The following is an 18,585-nucleotide window of genomic DNA, read 5'->3' on the forward strand; positions in this document are numbered from 1 at the left end:
GCGGAGACATCACGCGACTGAGGTGTCCCTGTCAGTACAGCGGCCCCCTCTTCCAAAACGTCACTCCAGCACCTGACGCCCCTCGGGCAGCGCCGAACACGACGTACGGAAGGTGCAGTTCGTGCAGTGCTGCCCCGGGCTCGGGGAGAAGTGCTCGTCCAGGACGCGGCCCGCGGCCGTGGCGAGGAGGTCGCCGACCCACTCCCCCGTCGGCGGCTCCTGCGTCTGGACCTTCGGATACGCCTCGCCGCCCTCCCTCTTGGGGGCGGGCTGACGCAGATGGACCAGCTCGGCGCCGCCGGGCGCGGGGCGCTCGCCCGCGAACGCCTCGTCGACCGCGCCCCGCTCGACCGCCAGCTGGTAGACCGCCAGCTGCGGATGGGCGGCCACCTCGTTCGCCGTGGGCGCCTGCTTGCCGGTCTTGAAGTCGACGACATAGGCGCGGCCCGCCTCGTCCTGCTCCACGCGGTCCATGGAGCCGCGGATGCGGACCTCGTAGTCGCCCGCCTCCAGCGTCACGTCGAAGTCGTGCTCGGTGGCCACCGGGGTGCGGCCCGTCCGGTCGAGGGTGTGCCAGCGCAGGAACCTCTCCAGCGCCACGCGCGCGTTGTTCTTCTCCTGCTCCGACTTCCAGGGCGCGTCGAAGGCCAGCGCGTCCCACACCGAGTCCAGCCGCTCCATCAGCACGGCCAGATCGGCGGGCGTACGCCCGGAGGCGACCTCGTCGGCCAGTACGTGCACCACGTTGCCGAAGCCCTGCGCGGCGGTCGCGGGCGCGTCGGCCTTCACCTCGCGGCCCAGGAACCACTGGAGCGCACAGGTGTTGGCGAGCTGGTCGAGCGCGCTGCCGGAGAGCACGACCGGGTGATCGCGGTCGCGCAGGGGAACCGCGGAGCGCGTCGGCTCGTTCAACCCCCACCAGCGGTACGGGTGGGCCGCGGGCACCAGCGGCTGGCCCTCGTCGTCGGTGAGGGCGGCGAGGAGGGCGAGGCGGCGGGCGGCGGCGTCCCGCAGCGCCTCGGACGCCTCGGGGTCGACGGTGGTCGCACGCAGCTCCGCCACCAGCGCGGCGACGGCGAGCGGGCGGCGGGGCCGGCCGGTGACGTCCTTCGGCTCCTCGCCGAGTTCGGCGAGGAAGCGGGAGGGCTGGTCGCCGTCGTCGGCCGGGGCCTTGACCGCCGTCACGACGAGCCGGTCGCGCGCGCGGGTGGCGGCGACGTAGAAGAGACGGCGCTCCTCGGCCAGGAGGGCGCCGGGGGTGAGCGGTTCGGCGAGACCGTCGCGGCCGATGCGGTCGGCCTCCAGGAGCGAGCCGCGGCGGCGCAGATCGGGCCAGAGGCCTTCCTGGACGCCCGCGACGACGACGAGGCTCCACTCCAGGCCCTTGGAGCGGTGAGCGGTCATGAGGCGTACGGCGTCGGGGCGTACGGCGCGGCGGGTGAGGGTGTCGGCGGCGATGTCCTGGGCGTCGACCTCCTCCAGGAAGTTGAGCGTGCCCCGGCCGCCGGTGCGCTCCTCGGCGCGCGCCGCGGTGTCGAACAGCGCGCACACGGCGTCCAGGTCGCGGTGGGCGTTGCGGCCCGCCGTGCCACCGCGCAGCGCGGCGCGTTCGAGGCGCTGGGGCCACGGGGTGCCGCTCCACAGCTCCCACAGCGCCTCGGCCGCGGTGCCGCCGCCCTGAAGGAGCTCGCGGGCCTTGCGCAGCAGCGCGCTCAGGCGCTGGGCGCCCCGGGCGTACGCGGGGTCGTGCGCGACCAGCCGCTCCGGCTCGGCGAGCACGCACGCGAGGAGGACGTCGGAGGGCGGCGGCACCCGGTTGCCCGCGGCCCGCTCCTCGTCGCGCAGGGCGCGGCCGAGCCGGCGGATGTCGGCGCTGTCCATGCCGCCGAGGGGCGAGGTGAGCAGGTCGAGGGCGGTCTCGGGGTCGAGCCAGGGGGGTGGGGAGGTGGTGGGGGCGGCGGTTCCCGCCTGGCCGTCGGGGGACACGTGACCGTCGGCAGACGCGTCACCGTCGAGGGGGGTGCCACCGTTGACGCAGGCGCCTCCGTGGACCGAGGCATCAACCCAGGCGTCGCTTCCGAGCCCCCCGGACAACTCACCCCCGCCGCCCGTCTCGGCCTCCCCCTCCGTCTCGGCCTCCTCGGCCTCACCCTCCCCCCCGGTCCCCGTCAGCGCCGCCTTCGCCACCGCGCGCAGGGCCGTCAGCAGGGGTGTCACCGCGGGCTCGTGACGCAGGGGGATGTCCATGCCGTCCACCTCCACCGGGACGCCCGCCGCCGTCAGGGCGCGGCGCAGGGACGGCAGGGCGCGGGTGCCGGCGCGGGTGAGGACGGCGATGTCGTGCCACGGAACGCCCTCCTCCAGATGGGCGCGCCGGATGATGTCGGCGATGTTCTCCAGCTCCGTGGAGGCCGTCGGGTACGTGTACGCCTCGACGCGCCCGCCCGCGCGGACCGGCGCGAGGTCGCGGTGGGCCCGTACCTTCTCGGACGGCAGGCGCGGCATCGGCATCCGACGGGTCAGCAGCCGGGTCGCCGCCAGCAGCTTCTCCCCGGAGCGGCGGGACGTCGTCAGCACCTCGACCGGCGCCGGTGCGCCGTCCGCCCGCCGAAACGTGTCCGGAAAGTCGAGGATCCCGTTGACGTCCGCGCCCCGGAACGCGTAGATCGACTGGTCCGGGTCGCCGAAGGCGACCAGCGTGCGGCCACCGCCCGCGAGGGCCCGCAGCAGGCGGACCTGAGCCGGGTCGGTGTCCTGGTACTCGTCGACGAACACCGCGTCGTACGCATCGGCCGGAGCGGGCCCGTGCGGCGGGGCGGAGGAGGAGACGTGGGACGACGTGCCGGAGTGCGGGGCGCGCTCGGCGAGCAGCACCGCCCGGTGGACCAGCTCCGCGTAGTCCAGTACACCCTGGAGGTCGAGGACGTCGAGATATTCGGCCAAGAACGCGGCAGCCGCTCGCCAGTCGGGCCGGCCGGTGCGCCGGGCGAAGTCGGCCAGCGCGTGCGGCCCGAGGCCCAGCTCGCGGCTGCGGGCGAGCACCGCGCGCACCTCGTCGGCGAAGCCGCGCGTGGTCAGACAGGCGCGCAGTTCGTCGGGCCAGCGCACGGAGGCGAGCCCCTCGCGCTCCAGGCCGAGCTGCCCGGCCAGCAGATCGCGTACGGCCACGTCCTGCTCGGGTCCGGAGAGCAGCCGCAGCGGCTCCGCGAACAGGTCGGCGTCCTGGTGGGCGCGGACCAGGGCGTAGCAGTAGGAGTGGAAGGTGGTGGCCTGCGGGCCGCGGGCGCCACCGAGCCGCAGCGCCATGCGGTCGCGGAGTTCGACCGCGGCCCGGCGGCTGAAGGTGAGGACGAGGATGCGCTCGGGGTCGGTCCCGGCGGCCACCCGGGCCGCGACCGCCTCCACGAGCGTGGTGGTCTTGCCGGTGCCCGGACCGGCGAGGACGAGCAGCGGCCCGTGCGCGTGGTCAACCACCGCCCGCTGATGTGCGTCCAGCAAAGGGGGGTCCACCGGCCTCAGCGGGGTACGTACCAGTCGGTACGCGCCGGCGGACCGCCGTCGTACCTGGGGGTACGTCGTACGCCCGGTGAAGGAGGAGGAGCTCACGTGGATCGCCGGTCCTGGTGGGTGTGCTGGTGATGAGGGTGCGGACGGGGGCCGTGCCGACTGTCGACGGTACGCCGAAGCGCGGCCGGGACGCAGCGAGTCATCCGTACGGGCCTGCGGTCGCCCCCGGTGGCGGCCGATGGCCGAAGCTGTCAGATATGAGCCGCCTCGCCGCCGACCTCGTGTTCCGCGCCCGTCCGCGCGGTCCCCGCCATGTCCTCGGCGTCCCCGGAACGGCCCCTGGGGCCCCGCTCGCCGCCGTCCCAGCGCGCGCGGCGCATGTCGAGGCGCGGCAGATGCCCCTCGGCGGCCCGGCCCGCCCCGCGCAGCGGCGTGGACTCCTCCCGGTAGTGACCAAGGGCACGCAGCTCGTGGCCGGGCAGCAGCGCGCCGTCCGCGCGCACCACGCGCCACCAGGGCGCGGCGGCCCCGTACAGCGCCATGACGCGGCCGACCTGGCGGGGTCCGCCCTCACCCAGCCACTCGGCGACGTCCCCGTACGTCATCACCCGGCCGGGCGGGATCTGCTCGGCGACGTCCAGCACCCTTTCGGCATACTCCGGGAGTTCCGGCAGCTCATCGCTCACCCGGTCCATCCTGCCGTACGCCACCGACAGTGCGGCCGGAAGCGGACTCCCGCCGACCGCGCGCACCAGGGGCGGCAGGCGCGCGCCGCACGGCGTACGTCCCCCCGGCGCACCCTGATGCCTCCCGCCGGGTGCCGGTCATGCCACCATCATCCGGGCGGTGACCGGTGATACGAGAGCACGAAGAGCAGACCGAAGACCAGAGCGGCGAGACAGCGGACCAGACGGCGAAGGAGCGGGGCGTGCAGCCACCCGAAGCGGCGGCCGGCAGCACCCCGGAGACGGGGGCGCGGTCCGACGTACCCGCTTCCGGCGCGAAGGTCTCCTCCGCGTCCGGCCCGGAAGCGGAGCCCCAGGGTCCGGCCAGGCCCTCCTCCGCGACCGGCGCCAGGACCGCGTCGGTGCCGCCCTCGGGCGCGACGGCCGTCTCCGCGCCCCACGGGGGGGCGCGGAAGGACTTCGAGGCGTGCGAGAGCGCGGGCACCATCGAGCGTGTCTCCGTGGACGAGCCGTTGCTCCCCGCGCGCGTGCACCGCCCCTCCGACCTCGTACGGCTGATCAGCGGTGTGCTGGCCATCGCGATCGTGCTCACCATCGCCGCCATCGCCCACCACACCACCTCGGGCCTCGAACAGGACATCAGCAAGGGCTCGGACCAGGCGCCGGACGTCCTGATCCGGCTGGCCGGTCTGGTCTCCTCCATCGCCGTGCTGATCCTGCCGGTCGCCTTCGCCATCGAGCGGCTGATCAAACGCGACGGGCTGCGCATCGCGGACGGTGTGCTCGCGGCCGTGCTCGCCCACGGCGCCGCCCTCGCCACCGATCTGTGGGTGGCCAAGTCCGCGCCGGAGTCGATCACCAGCGCGCTCACCCAGCAGTCCGGCACGGGCGGTCTCACCGACCCCGTGCACGGCTATCTCGCCCCGGTCATCGCCTATATGACGGCCGTCGGCATGGCCCGCCGGCCACGCTGGCGGGTCGCGCTCTGGGCGGTCCTGCTGCTCAACTCCTTCGCGGTACTGGTCGGCGGCCAGACGACCGCCTTCTCGATCCTCGTCACGGTCCTGATCGGCTGGACCGTGGCGTACGGAACGCTGTACGCGGTGGGCTCGCCCAATGTCCGGCCCACCGGCCAGACCCTCCTGGCCGGACTGCGGAACGTGGGCTTCCGGCCGCTCACCGCCATGCGCGCCGAGGACGTCCCGGACTCCATGGAGCAGGGCGACCGGGGGCGGCGCTACTTCGTCACCCTGGAGGACGCGCCGCCGCTCGACGTCACCGTCGTCGACCGCGAACAGCAGGCGCAGGGCTTCTTCTACCGGGTGTGGCGGCGGCTGACCCTGCGCTCCATCACCACCCGGCGCTCCATCCAGTCACTGCGCCAGGCCCTGGAGCAGGAGGCGCTGCTCGCCTACGCGGCGATCGCCGCCGGGGCCCACGCGCCCAAGCTCATCGCCACCTCCGAGCTGGGCCCGGACGCCGTGATGCTGGTGTACGAGCACACCGGGGGACGCTCCCTGGACTCGCTGGACGACAAGGAGATCACCGACGACCTGATGCGCAGCGCCTGGCGGCAGGTGCGCGCGCTGCAGTCGCGGCGCATCGCCCACCGCCGGCTGGCGGGCGACGCGATCCTGGTGGATCGTTCCGGCACGGTCGTCCTCACGGATCTGCGCGGCGGCGAGATCGCGGCCGGCGACGTGGTCCTGCGCATGGACATCGCCCAGCTCCTGGTCACCCTGGGGCTGCGGGTCGGCGCCGAGCGCGCGGTCGCCGCCGCGGTGGAGGTGCTCGGCCCCGACACCGTCGCCGACAGCCTGCCGCTGCTCCAGCCGATCGCGCTGACCCGCTCCACGCGCGCGACGCTGCGCCGCCTGGCGCGCGAGCAGGCGCAGCGCGAGCGCGAGGCCGTCATCGAGGCCTCGCTCGCGGCCAAGGAGGCGCGCGCCGCCGAGGCGGCTCAGGCCAGGCAGCGCGAGGCCGCCACGGCGACCGTCCCCGAGGAGCAGCCGCTCGCCGCCGGGGACGAGCGCAAGGCCGTACGGGCCGAGAACAAGGCCGTCCGCGCCGAGAAGAAGGCCGAGAAGGAGGCCATCGACGAGGCGCTGGAGAACGCGCGCGAGGAGGATCTGCTGACCCAGATCCGCGCCCAGGTGCTGCTGATCCGGCCGCAGGCGCCGGTGGAGCCGGTGCGCCTGGAGCGCATCAAGGTGAAGACGCTGCTGACGTTCGTCGCCGGGGCCATCGCCGCGTACTACCTGCTGGTGCAGATCACCCACATCAAGTTCGGCGATCTCGTCGCGAACGCGCAGTGGGGCTGGGTGGCGGCGGCCGTGCTCTTCTCGGCGCTCTCCTACCCGGCGGCGGCGGCGAGCCTGCTGGGCTTCGTCCCCGAGAAGGTGCCGTTCGCGCGGGCCGTGATCGCGCAGGTCGCGGGCTCGTTCGTGAAGCTGGTCGCCCCGGCGGCGGTCGGCGGCGTGGCCCTCAACACCCGGTTCCTCCAACGCGCCGGGGTCCGCCCGGGCCTCGCGGTGGCCAGCGTCGGCGCCTCCCAGCTCTTCGGGCTCGCCTCGCACATCTCACTGCTGCTGGTGTTCGGCTATGTGACGGGCACCGAGAAGACCCCCGACCTCTCCCCCTCCCGGACCGTGATCGCGGGGCTGCTGACGGCCGCCGTGCTGATCCTGGTGGTCACCGCCATCCCCTTCCTGAGGAAGTTCGTCGTCACCCGGGTCCGGTCGCTGTTCGCCGGTGTGGTGCCGCGCATGCTGGACGTGCTCCAGCGGCCCCAGAAGCTGCTCACCGGCCTCGGCGGCATACTGCTGATCACCGGCACCTTCGTGATGTGCCTGGACGCCTCCATCCGGGCCTTCGGGTCGGGCACCAACTCGCTCAGCTACGCGAGCGTGGCGGTCGTCTTCCTCACCGCCAACGCGCTGGGCTCGGCCGCCCCGACGCCGGGCGGTGTCGGCGCGGTGGAGCTGGCGCTCTCCACGGCCCTGACCATCGCGGGCCTGCCGGCCGAGACGGCCGCCTCGGCCGTGCTGCTCTACCGGCTGCTCACGTTCTGGCTGCCGGTGCTGCCGGGGTGGCTGTGCTTCAACTACCTGACCCGCAGGGGCGAGCTCTGACGGTGCCCGGTGCATGGCCCTGCCACCCGCATGGCCTGCGGTTTCGCGCGGGCCACGGCTGACGGGCCCACGATGGGGAGCATGGAGAACCCCGCCGCCCCGCGTGCCGCCTCTCTCGCCACCGCCGCCGCCGCGCTGCTGCTCGCCGCCACCGGATGCTCCGACAGCGGGACCGGGGAGTCGTCCCCGGCCAAGGCCTCGTCGCTGGCCTCCCAGAAACTGACCTGGAAGAAGTGCGGCGCGCCCTCCCAGGCGGAGGGGACCGGGGACGCGCCCTCGCCGCCGCCCGGCGGGGGCGAGTGGAAGTGCGCCACCATGCGCGTGCCCCTCGACTACGACAAGCCCGGCGCCGGGTCCGTCGAACTCGCGCTCATCCGGGCCGAGGCCCTCGACAAGAGCAGGCGCATCGGGTCGCTGATCTTCAACTTCGGCGGGCCGGGCGGCTCCGGGGTGACCACCCTGCCCTCCGCCGCGGGCGACTACGACAAGCTCAGGGCCCGCTACGACCTGGTGAGCTTCGACCCGCGCGGGGTCGGCTCCAGCGCCCCCGTCCAGTGCGAGAACGACAACCAGCTCGACCGCTACTTCGCCCAGGACTTCACCCCCGACGACGCGGCCGAGGAGAAGTCCCTCACCGGGCACATGAAGGCGTTCGCCGCGACCTGCCAGTCCAACTCGGGACGGGTCCTGCCCCATGTCGGCACCACCAGCGCCGCGCGCGACATGGACCTGATGCGCCAGGTCCTGGGCGACGACAAGCTGTACTACTTCGGCATCTCCTACGGGACCGAACTGGGCGGGGTGTACGCCCACTTGTTCCCCAAGAACGTCGGCCGGGCCGTCTTCGACGCCGTCGTCGACCCCACCAGCACCGCCGAGCAGGGCGCGCTCGGGCAGGCCAAGGGCTTCCAGCTCGCCCTCGACAACTTCGCCCAGGACTGTGTGGACCGGGGCGACAAGTGCCAGCTGTCCGGGGCGAACGTGAAGGAGGTCGAGGCCGGGGTCGTCAAGCTCCTCGCCGATCTCGACAAGCAGCCCATCCCGGGCAGCGGCATCCGCATGCTGACGCAGACCGAGGCCACCAACGGCATCGCCCAGGCCCTCTACTCCAAGGAGTACTGGCAGCTCCTGGAGCAGGGCGTCGACGAGGCGCAGGGCGGGAACGGCTCCCTGCTGCTCGCCCTGTCCGACGCGATGAACGGCCGGGCGAAGGACGGCACGTACAGCAACATCCAGGCGGCCAACACCGCCATCAACTGTGCTGATTTCAAGGACCGCTACTCGGTGGACCAAACGAAGGCCAGACTCCCCGAGTTCCGCAAGGCGTCCCCCGTCTTCGGTGACTTCCTCGGCTGGGGCCTGATCAGCTGCACCGCCTGGCCCGTGCCGGGCCAGTGGAGCACCCCCGACGTGAGCGCGCCCGGCGCTGCCCCCATCGTCGTCGTCGGCAACACCGGCGACCCCGCCACGCCGTACGAGGGCGCCAGGCACATGGTGGAGAAGCTCGGGGCGGGCGTCGGGGTGGAGCTGACGTACAAGGGGCAGGGCCACGGCGCGTACAACAGCGGCAGCAAGTGCGTGCAGGACGCGGTGAACACCTATCTGCTGGACGGCAGGGCCCCGGCGGCCGGCACGGTCTGCAAGTAGCTCCGGGGCCGTGCGGGCGGACTCGCGAAGGCGTTGTCAGTGGGCCCGCCTACGATGACCGGACGTGATTCGCTTGTTCCGATTCCGCGGACCGGACCGGCCTGACGTGCCGGTCCGCGGCGGGCCCGTGGGGGGCGTCCATGAACAGTTTCGTACGTGCGCGGGTACGTGGGTGGGTACGTGCGCGGGCAGGAGCGTCGGCGGTCGTCGCCGTGCTGGTGGCCGGGCTCCTGGCGGGCTGCGACTCCGGCGGGAAGGGTCCGGACACGGGCGCCGCGCCGACGAGCACAGTCTCCGCCGCGCCCCGGCCGGGCTCCGACGCCAAGGCGCCGGCGCTTCCCGAAGCGCTCACCGGGCAGCGGCCGAAGTGGAGTTCGTGTACGAGCCCGGGATGGCAGTGCGCCGAGGTCAAGGTGCCGCTGGACTACACGAGACCGGCCGGTGACACCATCTCCCTCGCGCTCGTGCGCAAACAGGCCCGCGACAAGGACAAGCGGATCGGCTCGCTGCTCTTCGACTTCGGCGGACCCGGCGGCTCCGGCGTCGAGATCCTGCCCCGGGCCGCGAAGACCTACAGCTCCCTCAACTCCCGCTACGACCTGGTGGGCTTCGACCCGCGCGGCGTCGCCAAGAGCTCCGGCGTGGTGTGCCGCGACGACAGGGAGCAGGCGGACGCCGAGCGGCGGATCGACGCCACCCCGGACACCGCGGCCGAGGAGGCGGCCTTCCTCAAGGACGGCGCCGATGTCGGAGCGGGCTGCGCACGCCGCTCCGGGAAGGTCCTGCCGTACGTCTCGACGAGCAACGCGGCCCGGGACATGGACCTGCTCCGCCAGGTCCTCGGCGACACGAAGCTCAACTACTTCGGAATATCGTACGGAACCGAACTGGGCGGCACCTACGCCCACTTGTTCCCGCGCCAGGTGGGGCGCACCGTGCTGGACGCGGTGGTCGACCCGACCGCCGACGCGGTGGGCCACGCCCGCAACCAGGCCACCGGCTTCCAGCGGGCGCTCGACGACTACCTGAAGTCGACCGGCCAGGACCCGAAGCAGGGCACCCGGCGGATCGCGGAGCTGCTCTCGCGGCTCGACGAACGGCCGCTGCCGACATCGAGCGGGCGCGAGCTCAGCCAGACCCTCGCGCTGACCGGCATCGTCATGCCCCTCTACTCCAAGGAGAACTGGCCCTACCTCACCCGGGCGCTCGCGGAAGTGCGGGAGCGCGGCACCGGCGATCTGCTGCTCGTGATGGCCGACTCGTACAACGACCGGTCCAAGGACGGGCACTACGGAACGCAGAGCCACGCGCAGCGGGCGATCTCCTGCGACGACAGCAAGGTCCGGCCGACCGCGGCGCAGGCGAAGGCGCTGCTGCCCGAGTTCCGTCGCATATCGCCGGTCTTCGGGGAGTTCCTGGCCTGGGACACGGCCGGCTGGTGTGCGAACTGGCCGGTGCCGGGCGAGCGGGACGTGCCGGAGGCGAGCGCTCCGGGGGCGGGGCCGGTCCTGGTGGTGGGCACCACCGGCGACCCGGCGACCCCGTACGAGGGCGCGAGGAAGATGGCGCGGAAGCTGGGCCCCGGAGTGGGGGTGCTGCTGACCAACAAGGGCGAGGGCCATGGCGCGTACACGCAGGGCAACACCTGTGTGAGGCGGACCGTCGACGCGTATCTGCTGGAGGGCAGGGTGCCGGCGGACGGGACCGTCTGCTCGTCCTGACGGACCGGGCGGCGCCGGGCTCCGGCCCGGCGGGACGGCCGTCAGGCGCGGGCGCGCTTGAGGGTGCGCAGGATCAGCCACTGGTCGCCCCACGCCATCGCCGTGCCGAGCACCGCCATCACGACGCCGACGACGAGGCTTCCGCTCGCCGCGCCCATCGCGAGACTGGCGAGGCCGAGACCGAAGCGGACCGCGAAGCGCAGCGCGAGCAGCCCGAGGGCCAGCAGGCGGGTGCGCTTGTTCTTCCAGAGCGCCTTCATGTAGCGCATGCGGGCCCTGAGGACGGTGAACGTGAGGGCGATGTTCACGACGGCCACGACCGGGATCAGCCAGTAGACGACCGGGTAGGCGCGGGCGATGTCGAAGATCCCGGCGAAGCAGCCGACCAGCGGGAAGTACCAGGTGGGGAGGCCCTTGATCTCCGGCTGCGGGGCGCTGTGCGCCGGTGCCGCGGTCTCCGTCCGGACCTCGGCCGTCATCGTAAGGACCTGGTTCTCCACTGCCACCGTGCTCATCACAGTGCCCCCTTCGCGTGCGCTCTCCTGCTGACAGACAGAAGCTTCGCTCAGGGGGCACCGACCACGGCAGAGATGACCGTCCTCGGTCCCGCAGGACAAATGTCCTACGGGACGGGACCAGGATCAGTAGACGGGCTTCTCCGGCTCGATCTGGTGGACCCAGCCGATCACGCCGCCGCCGACGTGGACCGCGTCCGCGAAGCCCGCGGACTTCAGGACCGCGAGCACCTCGGCCGAGCGGACGCCCGTCTTGCAGTGCAGCACGATGCGCTTGTCCTGCGGCAGGTCCTGGAGGGCGTTGCCCATCAGGAACTCGTTCTTGGGAATCAGCCGGGCGCCCGGGATGGAGACGATCTCGTACTCGTTCGGCTCGCGGACGTCGATGATCTCGATCTGCTCGTCGGCGTCGATCCACTCCTTGAGCTGCTTGGGAGTGATGGTCGAGCCGAGCGCAGCCTCCTGGGCCTCCTCGGACACGACGCCGCAGAAGGCCTCGTAGTCGATGAGCTCGGTTACGGTCGGGTTCTCGCCGCAGACCGCGCAGTCGGGGTCCTTGCGGACCTTCACCTGGCGGTACTGCATCTCCAGGGCGTCGTAGATCATCAGTCGGCCGACGAGCGGCTCGCCGATGCCCGCGAGGAGCTTGATCGCCTCGTTGACCTGGATGGAGCCGATGGACGCGCAGAGCACACCCAGGACGCCGCCCTCGGCGCAGGAGGGCACCATGCCCGGCGGCGGGGGCTCGGGGTAGAGGCAGCGGTAGCAGGGACCGTGCTCGGACCAGAAGACCGAGGCCTGGCCGTCGAAACGGTAGATCGAACCCCATACGTACGGCTTGTTCAGCAGCACGCACGCGTCGTTGACGAGGTAGCGGGTGGCGAAGTTGTCCGTGCCGTCGACGATCAGGTCGTACTGGCTGAAGATGTCCATCACGTTGTCGGCCTCAAGCCGCTCCTCGTGCAGGACCACGTTCACGTACGGGTTGATGCCGAGCACCGAGTCCTTGGCGGAGACGGCCTTGGAACGGCCGATGTCCGCCTGGCTGTGGATGATCTGGCGCTGCAGGTTCGACTCGTCGACCTCGTCGAACTCGACGATGCCGAGCGTGCCGACACCGGCGGCGGCCAGGTACATCAGAGCCGGCGAGCCGAGGCCGCCGGCGCCCACACAGAGCACCTTGGCGTTCTTCAGCCGCTTCTGCCCGTCCATCCCGACATCGGGAATGATCAGGTGACGCGAGTACCTGCGGACCTCGTCTACGGTGAGCTCGGCAGCCGGCTCGACCAAGGGTGGCAGCGACACGGAATCTCCGTCGGTCGGTATGTCAGTACGGTTGTTCTCTCCGTAACACTGCCACGCCACTTCTCATTCCGAGATACCTGGTCCGATACGCGAGACGATTTCGTCCCAGTAGCCGGGCAGCGTCTCAAATGGATTCATTTGTCCGCCGCCGTCACCGCGGTCGGTGAAGTAGATCGTTCCCGCGCCCTGCCAGCGGGCGATCCGCAGCGCCTCGTCGAGATGGGTGCGGGGCACTCCGTGGACGAAGTGGCAGAAGCGCTCCGCCGGGTGGTCGGCGGTCCACTCGGCCACCTGGGACCAGCGGTACTCGCTCCACGGACCGCTGAAGGTGACCAGCTGGTCGGCGCTCTCCGCGTAGCCCGGGTACGGGTGGGCGCCCTGGCCGAGGACCAGATGGGCGCCCTCGCGCAGGGCCCGCAGGGTGGACACCGTGCGCCGCACCGCGGGCAGGGCGTCCCGGTCCGTGGGACAGCGGTCCAGCAGGAAGCCGTCGACGCGGTACCAGTCGAGGAAGCGGTGCGCGTCGGAGATCTGCTGCCCGAAGGGCCGGGTGCCGTACGCGGTGTCGAGGTGGCCGAGCACGCGGATGCCCGCGTTGCGCAGCTTTCCGGCGGCCTCCAGGCAGTGCGGGTCCGGCAGGGTGCCCGGTCCGTTCGCGACGTTCAGGACCGCCCAGTGCAGCGGTGTGCCGGGGCGGGTCAGCTCGGCCCACTCGACCGGGGCGACCAGGGGGTGCGCGCAGCCGGGGACGCCGAAGCCGAGCCGCCCCGAGGTCGCCGCGCGCGGGGTGCCGGTGCGGGTCAGATGCGGCACGCCGCCTCCATCCAGATGTCGGCGAGGGACTCCTCCAGGTTGATCCGGGGCCGCCAGCCGAGCCGGTCGCGCGCGGTGCGGACGTCGGCCTGCTGCCAGCTGCCGCAGCCGTCGGGGTACGGGGCGGGGGGCGCCGCCAGATGCTCCATGACGGCGTCGGCGGACGGGCGGGGCGCGCCGATGACGCCCGGGCGCAGGCCGGGGCCGGCGTCCAGCTCGTGCAGCGCGCCGCCGTACCCGGCGACCCGGGCGAGGACGGCGGCGGCGTCGCGCAGCTTGACCGAGCGGCCGGTCCCGATGTTGACGACGCCCTGGGCGGCCGAGAGGGAGGCGGCGTGCACGGCCCGGGCCACGTCGCGGACGTCGACGAAGTCGCGCTGCACCCCGAGGCCGGCGAGCTTGAGTTCCCCGTCGCCGGACTGCATGGCGCGGCGCATCGCCTCGGCGAGGCGGCCGAGCGGGGACCCGGCGGGGGTGCCGGGCCCGACCGGGGAGAAGACCCGCAGCACGATGGCGTCCAGACCGGAGCCGAGGACCAGCTCGGTCCCGGCGAGCTTGCTCACGCCGTACGGGCCGCCGGGGCGCGGTACGGCGTCCTCGGCGGTGGAGGAGCCCGGCTGGGAGGGACCGTATTCGGAGGCGCAGCCGAGCTGGACGAGCCGGGCGCCGCAGCCGCTGCGGCGCAGTGCCTCGCAGACGGTGGCGACGGCGACGGTGTTGTGCCGGGTCAGTTCGCGGGCGCCGCCCCGGGTGGCACCGGCGCAGTTGATCACGACCCCGGGGTGGACGGCGTCCAGGAAGCGGGTGAGGGCTCCCGGGCTGCCGGAGGCGAGGTCGAACCGTACGTCGGCGTCGTCGCCGCGTCCGAGAGCGGTGAGCTGCACGGCCGGGTCGGCGAGCAGGCGGTCGGCGACGAAACGGCCCAGGTATCCGTTGGCACCGAGCAGTAGCACCCTCATCGCACGGCCTTTCCGTGCTGTCGGCGGCAGGCCGGGGGCAGGGTGGTCATGTGTCTCGTTCTCCTTCGGGCATGCACGCGCTTCAGCGCGTGCGGTGCTGTGCGGGGGTCGGTGGGGGTACGGAGTGGGCCGAGGCGCGGGCGAGGACCGCGGTGGCCCGGGCGAGCAGGACGAGGGCGGCGGCGCCGCAGACGGCCGCCGGGACGGCTCCCGCGCCGCCCGCCCCGACGGCGGCGGTCACCGGGCGGGCGAGGGCGCCGCAGCCGGGCAGCCGGCCGGAGAGCACCAGGGCGAGAGCGGCGGCCTCCGCGCAGGCCGCCGCGCGCAGCGCCGCGGTGGCGGCGGGTGCGTGGCCGTGCAGGGCGAGCAGCCGCGCCAGGAAGAGCAGGGCGCCGGGCGCGGCGGCGGATGCGAACGAGCCGTGCCCGTACGCGAGTCGGCCGGTCAGCAGGGCGGCGGTCAGCGCGGTCAGGAACAGGGCGACCGTGCCGAGCAGCAGGGGGCGGGAGCGGTCGGCGAACTCCCGCAGGCCGCGGCTGGTGGCGAGGCCGCGCCGGGCGCGTACGGCGAAGAGGCGGGCGCACCAGCCGGCGGGGGCGACGGCCAGGGCGAGGCCGACGGCCGCCGCCGGGTCGGCGCCCCAGCCGTCGGGGGCGCCGGGGCCGCCGTCCGGGCCGCCCGCGACCAGCGCGTCCAGCAGGCCGTTGCCCGCGACGGCGTAGAGGGCGAGCCAGAGCGCCCACGGCACTCCGGCGCCGCGTCCGGTCCGCAGGGGGCCGCACCGGACGGCGTACGCGAGGGCGGCGCCGACGGCGGCGGCTCCGGCGGCGATCACTGCGGGGCGCGCGCCGCCGACGGTGAGCCGGGCCGCCGTCACGGTGAGCGCGCACAGGGCGCCGGGCAGCAGCGCCCGCAGTACCCGGAATGCCCGCCCGGCGGGTCGGGGCGCGGGTTCCCGGTCGAGGCGCGGCGGTTCGGTGCCGCGCGGTACGCGCGCGTAGAGCTCCTCGGCGAGCGAGAACACGTCCCGGTGCCGGAAGCGGGCGGCGGTCCGGTCGGTCACCCCGTGCGCTTCGAGCCCGGCGGCGATCTCCAGCGGGTCGACAGCCCGCTCGCACAGGTCGCGGTGCCGGTGCATGAGCGCCTTGACGGGGTCGGCGGGGCCTCTGCGGGGGCGGGGACGGGGGGCCGTCGCCGGGGGCCGGCCCGGGGTCGGGGGCCGCCGGGAGGAGGCGGGGGGCTCCTGGCACGCCCCGGAAGCGCCGGACGTCGGCGGCTCCGGGCCGTCCTCGTCCGCCGGGTTGTCCCACGGGGAAGCGGGCGCGGGGCGGGCGGAGTTCGCGGGGGCGGCCGGTGCCGCGCTGCACGGCGGGACCGGTGTGTCCGGCAGGAACGCCGTATCCCGCAAGGCGGCGGTGTCCGCTGCAACCGCGGCCCCGTGCCACGGCTCGTCCAGACCCACAGGCTCGGCCAGCCCCGCCCGCTCGTCCAGGCCCACAGGCTCGGCCCTGTCCACAGAGTTCGCCCTGTCCACAGAATCCGCCGGGTTCGGCGAACTCCCCTTGCGTGCGCCCGTGTCGGGTCTCCGGATCGGGAGGCGCTGGCCACGTACGGCCGTGGGGCGCCGGGGGGCCGGTTCGGCGAGGAGGGCTTCCGAGCGGATGTCCCAGGCGCCCGCGCTCTCGGGGGCGCGCGGGATGTCGTTGTCGGCGGGGCCGTCCGCCGGGCGGGTCGTCGGCGGGAGGGTCATCGGGGCGCCCCCTCGGCATGGGCGGCGCCGGAACGGCGGCCGAGGCCGGACGGGACCGAGCTAGTCAGGGCGGTCCAGCTGCCGGGGATGTGGGCCTCGGCCGGGTGGGCGAACGGCACCGGGTCGCCGCTCTCGTCCACGGCGTCCCGCCGGACCGGGCAGTGGGACATGAGCTCCAGGTAAATGCCGCGAAATGCCGCGATGTTCTGCTCGACGGTGAAGAGTTCGAGCGCCCGGGCCCGGGCGGCGGCGCCGAGCCGCGCACGCCGTTCGGGGTCGCGCAGCAGCGCCACGCACGCGTCCGCGAGCGCACGGGGGTTGCGCGGCGGGACCACGAGCCCCGTACCGCCGATGACCTCGACCACCGCGCCGGTGTCCGTGGAGACCGTGGCCCGGCCGCAGAACATCGCCTCCACCAGGCTGACCGGGAAGCCCTCGACGACGCTGGAGAGGACGACGACGCCACCGCTGGCGTACGCGTCGGCGAGCTCCGGCGCGCCCGGGCCGCCGATCTCCTCGAAGGAGACCGGGTTGTCCCCGACCGCGTGCGCGTCCACGGCCTCGTCGGGGAAGAGCTGGGCCGCCAGGGCGCGGCAGTGGGCGAGGTAGGCGGCGGACTCGGGCGAGAGGGAGGAGGCGGGGGCGCCGAACCCGTGGACGGCGTCACCGTATCCGCCCAGGTGCCCCGGGCCGGCGCCGTGGACCGAGTCGGCCGCGTACGCCGGACCGGCCTCATAAGCGGTACCGGCCGGGTGACCGGAACCAGCCGCGTGTCCGGAACCGGCCGCACCGCCGGGACCCGCTCCGCAACCGTCCGCGTGCTCGGCCCCAGCCGCCCACCCCGACCTGCGCAAACGTCTCCCGCCGAACCCCCTGGCCCCGCCGCCGGCCCCTTGGGCTCCGCCATCGGACGCCGCCCCGTCGAACGCGTCCCCGCCGTGCACCACCCGGCCCGTGCCGGGTCCGTACCCCGCCGAGCCGAGGCCGGGGCCGCGGGCGTCCCAGGCTTCGCCGCCGTCCCCGTCGACCGCATCCGTCCCGCACCCGCCGCGCCCCGCGCCCGGCGCGTCGCCGTACGCGTACGGGCTCGGGCCGGGCCCGGGGAGCCGGGTGCCCTGAGCGGTCCCGGAGGCCCGGCCCGCGTAGAAGATCCGCAGGCGGGCGTCCGGTTCCGCGCGACGGACCTCCGCGAAGGCGTGCAGCAGGGCGATGAGGTCCTTGGTCGGGTCGATCCGGCCGACCCAGACCAGGGTGGTGGGGTCGCCGCCGTCCGCGCCCTCGCCCACCGACTGGAAGCGGTCGGCGGCCATGCCGGGGTACACCGTGCGCACCTTGGCGCGGTCGGCGCCGCACTTCTCCTGCCAGCGGCGGGTGTGGGTGTTGCCGGGGGTGATGAGCGCGGCCCGTTCGTACACCTCGGCGGCGAGCCGCCGGTGGAACGCCGCCGTCAGCGCCCGTACCGGTACGCGCGCGTCGCCCGCCGCGAGGTACTGGGCGCGCAGCCGCACCCCGTACTCGGTGACCAGCAGCGGAACTCCGAAGAAGCGTTTGGCCAGCAGTCCCGGGAGGGCGGCGCAGCCGCCTCCGGCCGCGTGGCAGAGGTCGACGTCGCCGAGGCCCGCCGCGTCGTACCAGTCGAGCGAGAGGGGGCGCAGGGCGCGCTCCAGCACTTCGGCGAAGGCGAGGTAGTCGGGGACGCGCGCGGACTGCACCGCGCGGCTCGCGCCGGGGGTGCGGCAGGCGGCTTCCAGGACGCGCACGGCCGTCTCGGAGCGCAGGGCGGTGGGCAGTCCGTCGGACTCCAGGGCGAGGTCGGCCAGCCCGTACAGGCCCTCGGCGAACCGGGAGGACCCGCTCGTGGGGGCGGCGGCGGCGCCGGGGCCGCCACCGGCGACGGTCTCGAAGGCGACCGTGAGCGCCTCCGGGCCGCCGTCCCGACCGGGCCCGCGGGCGTCGGCGGAGGCCGGTGCGCCGCGGCCCGGCCGCTGCCCCGGGCCGCCTGCCGGCCCCCCGTCCCGCGCCCGCGCTCCGGACAGACCACCCTCGCCGTCTGCCCCGGCCACGCAGATCGCCCCGGCCAGTTCGCGCAGGCACATGGCGAACCGGTCGCGCTCGCGGCGGCCGAGGCGGCGGGTCCGCTGGGAGCGCGTGCGGCTGCTTCCCCACTCCTCCGCGCCCCACAGCGGGGCCGTGCGCACCCGGCGCACCTGGGGTGGCAGGGCCACCCAGCCGCGTTCCTCCTGGGCCGCGGTGCGGCTCAGCGCGTATATGTCGAACTCGTGCCGCGCGAGCCCGCGCACGAGCCGGTCGCACCACGACCCGGACTCGCCGGTCGTGTACGGGTAGCCGCCGTCGGTGAGCAGTCCGATCCGCAAAGTACGCACCCCCGATCTCCCTGGTGGGCGGTCGCCGTTGCACAGGCGACTCGCAGCGGGAAGAACGTAAGCGGATACGGCGGTGGGGGGGGGGGGGGGGGGGGGGGGGGGGGGGGGGGGGGGGGGGGGGGGGGGGGGGGGGGGGGGGGGGGGGGGGGGGGGGGGGGGGGGGGGGG

At 74.3% G+C, this 18,585-nt stretch carries 11 protein-coding genes; 3 read left to right on the forward strand and 8 right to left on the reverse strand.

All coding sequences use genetic code 11. The features are described from left to right. Positions 1 to 60: 60 nt before the first annotated feature. Together ACZ5ID_RS29625 and ACZ5ID_RS29630 are read right to left on the reverse strand one after the other, a co-directional pair. Entirely contained in the window at positions 61 to 3,606 is a 3,546-nt protein-coding gene (locus ACZ5ID_RS29625; RefSeq protein WP_468903896.1) for an ATP-dependent helicase, read from the reverse strand. Positions 3,607 to 3,758: 152 nt separating this feature from the next. Then, positions 3,759 to 4,202 carry an MGMT family protein gene (locus tag ACZ5ID_RS29630; protein WP_468903923.1) on the reverse strand — a complete coding sequence of 148 codons (444 nt, stop codon included), beginning with the start codon at positions 4,200 to 4,202 and terminating at the stop codon, positions 3,759 to 3,761. 233 nt (positions 4,203 to 4,435) lie between these two features. Here ACZ5ID_RS29630 and ACZ5ID_RS29635 point away from each other — a divergent pair, with 233 nt between their 5' ends. The 3 genes from ACZ5ID_RS29635 to ACZ5ID_RS29645 all read left to right on the forward strand — a co-directional run bounded on the left by ACZ5ID_RS29635 (position 4,436) and on the right by ACZ5ID_RS29645 (position 10,692). Continuing rightward, positions 4,436 to 7,324: a lysylphosphatidylglycerol synthase transmembrane domain-containing protein gene (locus tag ACZ5ID_RS29635; protein WP_468903900.1), complete on the forward strand. Its 2,889-nt coding sequence runs from the start codon at positions 4,436 to 4,438 to the stop codon at positions 7,322 to 7,324. An 81-nt stretch (positions 7,325 to 7,405) separates the two neighbouring features. Further along, positions 7,406 to 8,971, forward strand: a complete 1,566-nt coding sequence (locus ACZ5ID_RS29640) for an alpha/beta hydrolase (RefSeq protein ID WP_468903902.1) — start codon at positions 7,406 to 7,408, stop codon at positions 8,969 to 8,971. 140 nt (positions 8,972 to 9,111) lie between these two features. Next, positions 9,112 to 10,692, forward strand: a complete 1,581-nt coding sequence (locus ACZ5ID_RS29645) for an alpha/beta hydrolase (protein ID WP_468903904.1) — start codon at positions 9,112 to 9,114, stop codon at positions 10,690 to 10,692. A 41-nt stretch (positions 10,693 to 10,733) separates the two neighbouring features. Here the strand turns inward: ACZ5ID_RS29645 and ACZ5ID_RS29650 are convergent, their stop codons facing one another. From ACZ5ID_RS29650 to ACZ5ID_RS29675, 6 genes are all read right to left on the reverse strand, one after another. Continuing rightward, complete coding sequence (locus ACZ5ID_RS29650; RefSeq protein ID WP_468903906.1) at positions 10,734 to 11,207, reverse strand: hypothetical protein; 474 nt, start codon at positions 11,205 to 11,207, stop codon at positions 10,734 to 10,736. 126 nt (positions 11,208 to 11,333) lie between these two features. Further along, a complete protein-coding gene (gene moeZ / locus ACZ5ID_RS29655; protein ID WP_406553501.1) occupies positions 11,334 to 12,512 on the reverse strand; it encodes an adenylyltransferase/sulfurtransferase MoeZ in 1,179 nt (392 codons plus the stop codon). Between the two features lie 63 nt (positions 12,513 to 12,575). Then, positions 12,576 to 13,325: a spherulation-specific family 4 protein gene (locus tag ACZ5ID_RS29660; protein WP_468903909.1), complete on the reverse strand. Its 750-nt coding sequence runs from the start codon at positions 13,323 to 13,325 to the stop codon at positions 12,576 to 12,578. Further along, positions 13,313 to 14,284 (reverse strand): NAD-dependent epimerase/dehydratase family protein, encoded by a 972-nt coding sequence (locus ACZ5ID_RS29665; protein WP_344075203.1) that lies wholly within the window; start codon positions 14,282 to 14,284, stop codon positions 13,313 to 13,315. The genes ACZ5ID_RS29660 and ACZ5ID_RS29665 overlap by 13 nt, the downstream gene beginning before the upstream one ends. An 82-nt stretch (positions 14,285 to 14,366) precedes the next feature. Beyond that, a complete protein-coding gene (locus tag ACZ5ID_RS29670; RefSeq protein WP_468903913.1) occupies positions 14,367 to 16,034 on the reverse strand; it encodes a hypothetical protein in 1,668 nt (555 codons plus the stop codon). Next, complete coding sequence (locus ACZ5ID_RS29675) at positions 16,031 to 18,409, reverse strand: DUF3492 domain-containing protein (RefSeq protein ID WP_468903925.1); 2,379 nt, start codon at positions 18,407 to 18,409, stop codon at positions 16,031 to 16,033. Before ACZ5ID_RS29675 ends, ACZ5ID_RS29670 begins: the two co-directional genes overlap by 4 nt. Positions 18,410 to 18,585: the final 176 nt, after the last annotated feature.

Source organism: Streptomyces sp. NPDC031670 (assembly GCF_055580545.1).